The organism is Alcanivorax sp. (assembly GCF_014762765.1).
In the GTDB taxonomy this organism is placed as follows: domain Bacteria; phylum Pseudomonadota; class Gammaproteobacteria; order Pseudomonadales; family Alcanivoracaceae; genus Alcanivorax.
This window is the reverse complement of the sequence record NZ_JABURH010000200.1, coordinates 1-9,233: the sequence shown is the minus strand read 5'-3', so window position 1 is coordinate 9,233 and position 9,233 is coordinate 1. Positions and strand designations below refer to the sequence as shown.

The 9,233-nt window shown below is 57.2% G+C and carries 10 protein-coding genes and 1 tRNA gene; all 11 read right to left on the bottom strand.

Annotated elements, in window-relative coordinates; translation table 11 throughout:
* The coding region (locus HUJ17_RS15580) for a pyruvate carboxylase subunit B (RefSeq protein WP_290511552.1) at nucleotides 1-1,133 on the bottom strand (1,133 nt) is incomplete at its 3' end.
* A gap of 13 nt (nucleotides 1,134-1,146) precedes the next feature.
* Nucleotides 1,147-1,392, bottom strand: coding sequence for an OadG family transporter subunit (locus HUJ17_RS15575; protein ID WP_063508651.1), 246 nt, complete (start codon nucleotides 1,390-1,392; stop codon nucleotides 1,147-1,149).
* Nucleotides 1,393-1,711: 319 nt separating this feature from the next.
* Nucleotides 1,712-1,788 (bottom strand) — tRNA-Arg (locus HUJ17_RS15570).
* 90 nt (nucleotides 1,789-1,878) lie between these two features.
* Nucleotides 1,879-2,358, bottom strand: a complete 480-nt coding sequence (gene bfr / locus HUJ17_RS15565) for a bacterioferritin (RefSeq protein WP_063509138.1) — start codon at nucleotides 2,356-2,358, stop codon at nucleotides 1,879-1,881.
* A 136-nt stretch (nucleotides 2,359-2,494) separates the two neighbouring features.
* The gene (locus HUJ17_RS15560; protein WP_082844720.1) at nucleotides 2,495-2,728 is read right to left on the bottom strand and encodes a bacterioferritin-associated ferredoxin; all 234 of its coding nucleotides are present in this window, start codon (nucleotides 2,726-2,728) and stop codon (nucleotides 2,495-2,497) included.
* Between the two features lie 450 nt (nucleotides 2,729-3,178).
* Nucleotides 3,179-3,943 (bottom strand): hypothetical protein, encoded by a 765-nt coding sequence (locus tag HUJ17_RS15555; protein WP_290511551.1) that lies wholly within the window; start codon nucleotides 3,941-3,943, stop codon nucleotides 3,179-3,181.
* Nucleotides 3,944-4,989: 1,046 nt separating this feature from the next.
* Nucleotides 4,990-5,646 carry an adenylate kinase gene (gene adk, locus HUJ17_RS15550; protein WP_290511550.1) on the bottom strand — a complete coding sequence of 219 codons (657 nt, stop codon included), beginning with the start codon at nucleotides 5,644-5,646 and terminating at the stop codon, nucleotides 4,990-4,992.
* 291 nt (nucleotides 5,647-5,937) lie between these two features.
* Nucleotides 5,938-6,963, bottom strand: coding sequence for a tetratricopeptide repeat protein (locus HUJ17_RS15545; RefSeq protein WP_290511549.1), 1,026 nt, complete (start codon nucleotides 6,961-6,963; stop codon nucleotides 5,938-5,940).
* Nucleotides 6,964-7,413 carry a cytochrome c-type biogenesis protein gene (locus tag HUJ17_RS15540; protein ID WP_290511548.1) on the bottom strand — a complete coding sequence of 150 codons (450 nt, stop codon included), beginning with the start codon at nucleotides 7,411-7,413 and terminating at the stop codon, nucleotides 6,964-6,966.
* A complete protein-coding gene (locus HUJ17_RS15535; protein WP_290511547.1) occupies nucleotides 7,410-7,952 on the bottom strand; it encodes a DsbE family thiol:disulfide interchange protein in 543 nt (180 codons plus the stop codon). The genes HUJ17_RS15540 and HUJ17_RS15535 overlap by 4 nt, the downstream gene beginning before the upstream one ends.
* Nucleotides 7,942-9,233: heme lyase CcmF/NrfE family subunit (locus tag HUJ17_RS15530; protein WP_290511546.1), on the bottom strand; the 1,292-nt coding region annotated here is incomplete at its 5' end. The genes HUJ17_RS15530 and HUJ17_RS15535, both read right to left, overlap by 11 nt.

The following is a 9,233-nucleotide window of genomic DNA, read 5'->3' as shown; positions in this document are numbered from 1 at the left end:
GCGCCGTATTCGCCGCGCAGTACGCCACGGGTTTCCTTGCTCAGTGCCTTGTAGCGTTCACCCGATAGCACATTGAGCACTGCCTGGGTGCCAACGATCTGGGAGGTGGGCGTGACCAGGGGAATAAAGCCCAGGTCTTCGCGCACGGCGGGAATTTCCTGCAGCACTTCGTCGAAACGGTCGGTGGCGCCCTGCTCTTTCAGCTGGCTTTCCATATTGGTGAGCATGCCGCCGGGCACCTGGGCGACCAGGATGCGGGCATCCACACCGCGCAGGCTGCCTTCAAACTGGGCGTACTTCTTGCGCACTTCACGGAAGTAGCCAGCGATACGATTGAGTTTTTTCAAATCCAGGCCGGTGTCACGGTCTGTGCCTTCCAGCATGGCCACCACGGACTCGGTGGGGCTGTGGCCGTAGGTCATGGACATGGACGAGATGGCGGTGTCCACATTATCAATGCCGGCCTCGGCCGCTTTCAGTGCAGTCGCAGTGGAAAGACCCGTAGTGGCATGGCACTGCATGTGCACCGGAATGGACAGCGTCTGCTTGAGGCGGCTGACCAGCTCAAAGGCCACATTGGGGCGCAGCAGGCCGGCCATGTCCTTGATGGCCACGGAGTGGGCGCCCATCTGTTCGATCACCTTGCCCTGCTCTACCCACATATCCAGGGTATGCACCGGGCTGACGGTGTAGGCGATGGTGCCCTGTGCATGTTTTCCCTGCTTGATGACGGCGGCGATGGCGCGCTCGATGTTGCGCATGTCGTTCATGGCATCGAACACCCGGAACACGTCCACGCCGTTTTCGGCGGCGCGTTCCACAAAGGCGTCGACCACATCGTCGGCGTAGTGGCGGTAGCCCAGCAGGTTCTGTCCGCGCAGCAACATCTGTTGCGGCGTGTTGGGCATGGCCTTTTTCAGCTCGCGGATACGCTCCCAGGGGTCTTCGCCCAGATAACGGATGCAGGCATCAAAGGTGGCGCCGCCCCAGGATTCCAGGGACCAGAATCCAATGTCGTCCAGTTCTGCGGCAATGGGCAGCATGTCATCCAGACGCATGCGTGTGGCGAAGAGGGACTGATGCGCGTCGCGCAGCACCACATCGGTGATGCCCAGAGGCTTGAGATCACTCATGGAAAAATTCCGGTTATTGCTGGGACTGCCGGTGCTGACGCACCGCCTTTTCAATGGCCTTGATCACCGCGGGGGACGGCATGTCTCCGGCGGGTGCTGCGGTCGTTGTCGCGGCGGGACTCACGGCTGGCGCTTGCCCGAAGCGTTTCACCAGCAACGACATTAACGACGTTACGGCCACGAGAATAATCAGAAAGGAAAAGACTACACCCATGCCGATCAGCATGAGCTCCAGGCCCTGGGCCATCAGTGTGTTCATGGAACACTCCTTTACGGTTCCGGTGGCGGTTTGTGTCACCGCAGGCGAGAGGGGGACGGCCTGCCGAGTCAGCGGGCGTCACAGGAAAGCTCCCAGGGTTGTTCGGCAGCACTCCGAGTCTCTCTCGTCGATTTCTGGAAATGTAGAGGGATTGTCGACAACCTGCAATGAGGCCAGTGTACAGGGCGGGTGATTGATTTGATCAATTGGCGTGGCCCAAACGGTACCAGACCACTACGGAGGGGAGATGGCGGGCGTTAATTTTGTGCCAGCCCGAAACGAAAAAGGGCCCGCTAACTAGCGGGCCCTTTTAGGGATATGGCGCACCGGGGAGGATTCGAACCCCCGACCTACTGGTTCGTAGCCAGTTGCTCTATCCAACTGAGCTACCGGTGCATGTCTCGTTGCTGTATCGCCCCGAGAGGCTGCGCATTATTCCCAAAGCCCCGCCGGGAGTCAAGCGCCGGTCGCTCAAAACTTCAGCAATCAGTCTTCTGCGGTTTCCATTTGTTTTTGCAGGTAATTTTCGATGCCGACCAGCTTGATCAGACTGAGCTGGGTTTCCAGCCAATCGATGTGCTCTTCTTCGGATTCCAGGATGTCCTTGAGCAGGTTACGGCTGATGTAATCCTGAATGGATTCGCAGTAGGCGATACCTTCACGCAGATCCGGCACCGCCATTTTTTCCAGCTTGAGATCGCATTCCAGCATTTCTTTGGTGTTTTCACCAATCATCAGCTTGCCCAGATCCTGCAGATTGGGAATGCCCTCAAGAAACAGGATGCGCTCGACCAGCCAGTCCGCGTGCTTCATCTCGTCGATGGACTCGTGGTATTCCTTTTCATAGAGCGCCTGAAGGCCCCAGTCCTTGTACATTTTGGCATGCAGGAAGTACTGGTTGATGGCCACGAGTTCGTTGCCGAGTGCCCGGTTCAGGTACTCAATCGCCTTGGCGTCGCCTTTCATGGGGTTGTCTCCGTCCGATGAACTTGGGTCTAAACTTGGGTTAACCCCCATTGTTCAGCAAGCAGATGACAGAGACAAGGCAGGAATGCAAAAAAGCGCTTGCAATACAAGCGCTTATGTAAATGAGAACGATTAGTTATGCGGTTTGGGGCCAGTAGACCACCACACCATCAGAGGAAGGGTGCGAGAAGGAGGGTGCCTCGTCTGCGCTACGGGCTTCACGCATCACTTGGCGGGCATGACGGGCACATTTACCACACTGACTTCCAACCCCAAGTTCCCGACGAAGATCACGCAGGCTGTCGCAGCCGTTGCCGACCGCTTCCCGTATATGGTTGTCAGTAATGCCCTTACAAATGCATACGTACATAAGAATGCCATCCCTCAATCTCTAGTGGGCATGCTAACCCTAACGCGAATCATTATCAACTGCTTTCAAGAAAGCATCATTGGCCTGCCGGCATGTCGTCATGGTCAAGCTGGCCACTAGTCACATTTTTGCCTATACCGCCTCCTGCCCTGCTCCACCAACCCGCGCACGAATATGACACGCTGAGGGAGCAACTGGTCAGTGAGGGTTGTTTTCCTAGGACAGGAATCAGGGAGTTTTGCGGTGATTCAGGGCAAGGTTCCTGACCGCCGCCGGTTGCGTAGGGTGCACTGAGCCTAAGGCGAACTGCACCATCAAACGCCGGATCGGTGCAGTTCGCCTTAGGCTCAGTGCACCCTACGTTTTGGAAAGACGCGGTTTTTTGCGTTTGCCATCATAAAAAAAGCCCCGCGTTTGCGGGGCTTTTTTCAGTCATTCCAGATCGAGGGATCAGGACGACTTTTTGGCGGCTGGACGCTTGGCTGCCGCTTTTTTCTTGGCTGGGCTCTTGCGAGTGGCAGCTTTTTTGGCTGCCGGCTTGCGCTTGGCTGCCGCTTTCTTGCCGGGGGCCTTGGTTGCCGCTTTCTTGGCAGGCGCCTTGCGTGTGGCCGCTTTCTTACGGGTGGTGGTTTTTTTCTTCACGGCGCGCTTGGCTTTGGCTGCCGCTTTCTTGGCAGCGGCCTTGGCTTTCTGCTCGGCTTTTTTCTGCTCGGCCTTGGCTTTTTTCGCCAGCTTGCGCTCGTGCTCACGCAGCTTGGTCTTCATGTTGCGCTCGGCGGTGCGCAGTTTTTTCACCTCGCGGGTGACCACTTTCTTGGCCGCCTGGATTTCCGCACGGATCAGTTTGGCTTCACCACGCAGATCCTGCAGTTTCAAACGAACGGTATTCATGCGACCACGTGCCGTATCCACTGCACGCTTGGCGGCGGCGGTGGAAGAAGCCTTCGCTTTGTCGCGTTTGGCGGCGACATCGGCGCGCATTTTGGACAGCTTGCCATTCTCGGTATCGATCTTGGCGCGGTGCTTGTCCAGTTTGGCCTGCGTCTGCTCGGCTTTTTTCTGAGCCTGGTCCACGGCTTTTTGCTGCAGCTTTACCTTGGATTCGGCGTTAGTAACGGACTTTGGCAGAGCCGGTGCTTTTGCAGCGGTAGCCTTCTTTGCTGCGGGCTTACGCGCCGCAGTTTTTTTTGCGGCGGCTTTCTTTGCTCGAGCCATGATTGATCTCCTAAGCTATGGCGTTGTCATCAGTACTGCGACAATTCGAAAAATAGCATAAAAAAAAATCAGTTGGTACATTATTTGACCAATTCGTTTTTGTTTTTTTCATTTGCTGCTTTCCTTATTTCCCTGTTCCGCTTTTCTGATTCCTTTTCTGTTTCTTCAAAAACATTTTCAGCAGGCCATCTGATGGCCTGGTAAGCGATCATGAAACCCGCAGAGAAATATTTTTTCAGCTGATTCAGCAGTTTTATTAAATTAAATCGAGACAGCTCATGACAGGCAAAAGCAACAGAGATATAAAGCCGGGAAGGCGGCTGACAACAGTGGCATCAACCGCACCGATAAGGGTGGCAAAGGAAAAGATATTGACCCCGTTCCAGCAACAACGACTTTCCCATGGCGCCCTGCAACAACGTCGTCGCCTGTTTTCTGTGTAGAAAAGTTACATTCCAGGGTTTTTTTCAGAAAAACAGACTGTAGAAGCGCTGCAGATCAACAGAACGCCCAGCATGAACGCCTATGGTGCACACAGATAACAACGCTCTGCTCTCAATTCAGGCAGCCACATGGAAACCTCCGAGTCGCTTCCTGCAGGTTCACGCCGCACCCTGGGAGGCTGTCGGCATGCCTGTTGACCAGCTCATCAGGCATGCTTTCCACTGCCAGGTTGAGAAGCGGGCAAAGAAGAGAGTTAAAGGCACAAGATAAAGTACGATCGCCTGCAGCGAATCACCGACTTACCTCCGCGGTCGGCTGATTACGGCTTCTTGGGGTCGAAGCAGGAATATGCAACTTTTATTAAGAAAAAGCCCCCGGGAAAAGGAGCCTCCCTATATAACCTGGATAGTGGCGCCGGGTTCACCCTGATGAGCAATCCTGGATACCGGCGGAGATGATAGCCATTACACCCGGAGATGCGGGCACGACAGATCAGCAGGGATGCTTACCCTGCCTCCTGCCATAACGTCGGGGATAGCCGCCAACAAAAAAGGGAAGCCCTCAGGCTTCCCTTTTAGTGGTCAATCGCCAGCTGAGGCGACTCAGCCTTTCAGTGCGTCCAACACGCGATTGCGAATATCATCCACGGAGCCGACACCGGCCACACGCACATAGCGAGGAGCCTTGGCGTCATCTTTCTTGGCCAAGTCCTGATAGAAATCTACCAGCGGGCGGGTCTGGGACTGATACACCTCAAGACGTTTGCGGACAGTCTCTTCCTTGTCATCGTCACGCTGAACCAGCTCGTCACCGGTTTCATCGTCTTTACCGTCTTCTTTCGGCGGGTTGTATTTGACGTGGTAGACCCGACCAGAGGAGGGATGCACACGGCGACCGCTCAGGCGTTCAATGATCTCTTCATCATCCACATCGATTTCGACCACGAAGTCGATATCCACACCCTGCTCCACCAGCGCTTGCGCCTGGGGAATGGTGCGGGGAAACCCGTCGAACAGAAAACCGTTGGCGCAGTCGTCTTCGCCAATACGCTCTTTGACCAGGCCCAGAATAATGTCATCGGACACCAGACCGCCGGCATCCATCACTTTCTTGGCTTCCAAACCCAGGGGAGTGCCTGCTTTAACAGCAGCGCGCAGCATGTCACCGGTGGAAATCTGAGGAATGTTGAACTGTTCCTTGATGAACTGCGCCTGGGTGCCCTTGCCCGCACCGGGGGCACCAAGCAGGATGACACGCATAGGATTCTCCATCGTTCTGTGGTCGAAAAGGCACCAGGGCGCCAAATGAAACGTTCTGTCACAAGGGAGCCCGGCCAGAGCCCCCAATCAAGGCGATAACGCACAGGACCAGAGAACCGGTTCGGGCGTTTTAACGCAGAGCTGGGCACTTTGACGACGCGAAATTGTTGCAGAACCTTCCGTTTGACCCACTCAGGGGCCTCCGAAGGGGTGCAACTTTACCCTGAGGCCCCGTTCTTCACAAGTGATAGGAGGGTGCTACCTTGGTAGCACCCCAAGGGGAAGGCCGGATCAGGGGCGCTCCAGAACCAGCATGGCGGGGCTGTCCTGCGGCAGTTCCAGCGGCTTGACCGGGGCTGTGATGGCAGCCTGGTCCACCGCCCCGCCGGGGGCGGGAGTATAGCGGGCACCGATGACCAGCTCCGTACCGTCATCCGGGTAGCGTTGCAGCCAGTCCCGGGCAGACAGGGTCACGACAGCGGGAAACTGCGGTACGACCTGACGATGGGCGGCAAGGGGCTGGCCACTGGTGCCTGCCTGGCGCAGATAGACGAAAACGGTACCCCCTGCGGGCAGGTTTTCGGCGGATACAACGGCCTCAATACCCTCAAACTTTTCCTGCAGCCTCTTTTGCTGGCGAGCATTTTCCAGGCCTCGACGCAGCAAATCACCGGTTTCACCATTGCTATGGCGAGACAACAGTGCCTCCCAGCCCTGCTCGGCCAGGCCGTATCGCCCGGCCCGATCAGCGGACATGGCCAGCATCATCCAGGCACCATCATGGGCCGGCTCCCGGTCCAGCACCCATCGCAGTTCTGCCAAGGCCGGGTCGGTCAATTTGCCACCGGCTTTCTGTATCAGCGCACGGGCCAACAGCAAGTGCATGGCTGGCTCCTGCGGACTCATAGCCAGGGCCTTGCGGGCGGCCTCTTCACTCTGTTCCGGGGCTCCGACCTGATCGTAAAGGGAGCCCAGTGCATACCAGCCCATGGCGGATGGTTCCTTTACCAGCTCCGCCTGCAAAACACGCACCAGGGCACCGACAGGCACATCCGTTGCGGCACGCTCCGGTGACTGGCCGGCAATAATGGCACGGGCCACTGACCGGTATTCCTGTTTGTCGGCGAGCCAGTCGCCGGTGTGTTCGTTATAGCCGACCAGGCCATAACCGGCGGCCGCCAACAGCACCACGACCACCGGGATACCAATGCCACCGCGCATTACCTTGCCCGCCTTGCGAGCTTCGCGTTGCCACAGCAGCCATATCAGCGCGCCAAGGGCGACCAGCAGGCCCACCGCAATCACTATCCACATCATTTACCGGTCTCCCCGCTGATTGACGTCACTGTCCTCACTGCCCTCATCGCTTTCATCCACCCTGGCACTGGCACGGCGCAACAGCAGGACGATGACCACAGCGCCACTGCCCAGCAACAGCAAGGGCGCCAGCCAGAGAATTGAGGTGGTAGGCGTTACCGGGGGGCGGTAGCTGACAAAATCGCCATAGCGGGCAACAAAGTAGTCCACGATTTCATCATTGCTTTTTCCTTCTTTAATCATCGCCTCTACCCGGGCACGCATATCCTGGGCAATGCCCGCATCGGAATCGGCAAGGCTCTGGTTTTGACATTTTGGGCAACGCAATTCATCCAGCAATACCCGAAAACGCTGTTCCTGCTCGGGGGTATCAAACTGGTAGATATCGGGAGCGGCAATGGCCGACAGCGAAACGCAAAGCAGAAAAGCGATACGCAGGATCATGGTCATGCTTCGCCCCCCTGTTGATCCTGTTCAAGCAAGGGCACAAATTTTTCCTGCCACACGCGCGCATTCAGGTCGCCAGCGTGGCGCAGCACGATCTCGCCCTCCGGGTTGATCAGGAAGGTTTCCGGTGCGCCGTAGACGCCCAGATCCAGACCCAACTGACCATCCGCATCCACAATCACATGGGTGAAGGGGTTGCCATGCTCAGCCAGATACTGGCGGGCCGGATCGCTTTCATCCTTGTAATTCAAACCGGCAATGGCAACGCCCCGAGCGGCCAATTCCAGCAAGAAGGGATGCTCCACATAACAGGTGGGACACCAGGTGGCCCAGACATTCAGCAACTGCCAACGTCCTTTGAGAGAATCTTGCGTCAGGGTCTTGTCGGTCATCAGTGACGGCAAGCTGAAGTTCGGCACCGGTTTGCCCACCAGTGCCGATGGTAATTCCTGCGGGTCACGGCCCAGGCCACTGGCCAGCAGCACCGCCAGCAACACAAAGCCGACCAGCGGCAGAAATACCCAGGGAGAATTAGCTTTCATGGGAGACTCCTTCTTCGCTGGTCGCAAATCGCAGGCGACGGTAGCGTTTGTCGGACAGGGCCACAGCCCCCCCCAGCGCCATGATCAAAGCGCCGAGCCAGATCCAGCGAATTCCGGGTTTGAAATAGATACGCACGGCCCAGGCATGACCATCATCCAGCGGTTCACCCATGGCCACATACAGGTCGCGCCAGAAACCCGCATCGATGGCCGCTTCCGTCATGATCTGGCCGCTGGCGTGGTACGTGCGTTTTTCCGGATGCATGATGGCTTCCGGTTCGCCTTTATGGGTGACGTGGAAGTGGCCCCGGGTGGCATCAAAGTTGGGGCCGTCGTAACGATCCATGCTGTCGAAGGTAAACACATAATCACCGATCGCAGCCTGATCGCCCGGTCCCATGCGAATATCCCTTTCCACTTCGTGGAAGCTCACCAGGGTAATACCGGCCACCAGCACCGCCAGGCCACAGTGGGCCATGACCATGCCCCAGTAACCTCGGCCAAGCTTGCCCAGGCCGGTAAAGAACCCCTGACCATAGGCTCTGGCCCGGCGCACCACGTCATCCATATGGGCAAACACCAGGAACAGGGCCAGCATGATAGCCAGCACTCCCTGCCAGGGTGAGGGCTCGGGAAGCTGTGCGCCAAACCAGCCGGCGATGATTGCCGCCGGGGCCAGCAACGCCATCCTTTTCAGCAAGCCGTTGCCATCCTGGCGCTTCCAGTTACTGAACACCCCCGGCACCATCAACAGGATCAGCACCAGGGTCAGCGGCACGAAGAAACCATTGAAGTAAGGGCTGCGAATGGAAATTTTCAGATCCATGGCTTCGAAGAACAACGGGGCGATAGTACCTACCAACACTACAAAGGTGGCGGTGAGAAGAATCAGATTGTTACCCAGCAAGAAGGCTTCCCGGGACACCGGTTTGAAGCCCTTGTTATTGGTAAGGGCGGAGGAACGAAAGGCAAACAGGGTCAGCGCGCCACCCGCCACCACACTCAGGAAAACCAGAATAAAGGTGCCCCGCTCCGGATCATTGGCAAACGCATGCACGGAGGTCAGCACCCCGGAGCGAACCAGGAAGGTTCCCAGCAGACTCAGAGAGAACGCGATGATGGCAAGCAGCACGGTCCAGGCCCGGAACATGTTGCGTTTTTCCGTGACTGCCAAAGAATGAATCAGGGCAGTGCCCGCCAGCCACGGTAGCAGAGAGGCATTTTCTACCGGGTCCCAGAACCACCAGCCGCCCCAGCCCAGTTCGTAATAGGCCCACCAGG

Bases quoted from the DNA above. Each gene is read 5' to 3' on its own strand.
- HUJ17_RS15560 (WP_082844720.1), bottom strand. From the start codon at position 2,728: ATGTACGTATGCATTTGTAAGGGCATTACTGACAACCATATACGGGAA.
- HUJ17_RS15575 (WP_063508651.1), bottom strand. From the start codon at position 1,392: ATGAACACACTGATGGCCCAGGGCCTGGAGCTCATGCTGATCGGCATG.
- HUJ17_RS15535 (WP_290511547.1), bottom strand. From the start codon at position 7,952: ATGAAAGCTAATTCTCCCTGGGTATTTCTGCCGCTGGTCGGCTTTGTG.
- adk (WP_290511550.1), bottom strand. From the start codon at position 5,646: ATGCGTGTCATCCTGCTTGGTGCCCCCGGTGCGGGCAAGGGCACCCAG.
- HUJ17_RS15540 (WP_290511548.1), bottom strand. From the start codon at position 7,413: ATGACCATGATCCTGCGTATCGCTTTTCTGCTTTGCGTTTCGCTGTCG.
- bfr (WP_063509138.1), bottom strand. From the start codon at position 2,358: ATGAAAGGCGACGCCAAGGCGATTGAGTACCTGAACCGGGCACTCGGC.
- HUJ17_RS15545 (WP_290511549.1), bottom strand. From the start codon at position 6,963: ATGATGTGGATAGTGATTGCGGTGGGCCTGCTGGTCGCCCTTGGCGCG.
- HUJ17_RS15555 (WP_290511551.1), bottom strand. From the start codon at position 3,943: ATGGCTCGAGCAAAGAAAGCCGCCGCAAAAAAAACTGCGGCGCGTAAG.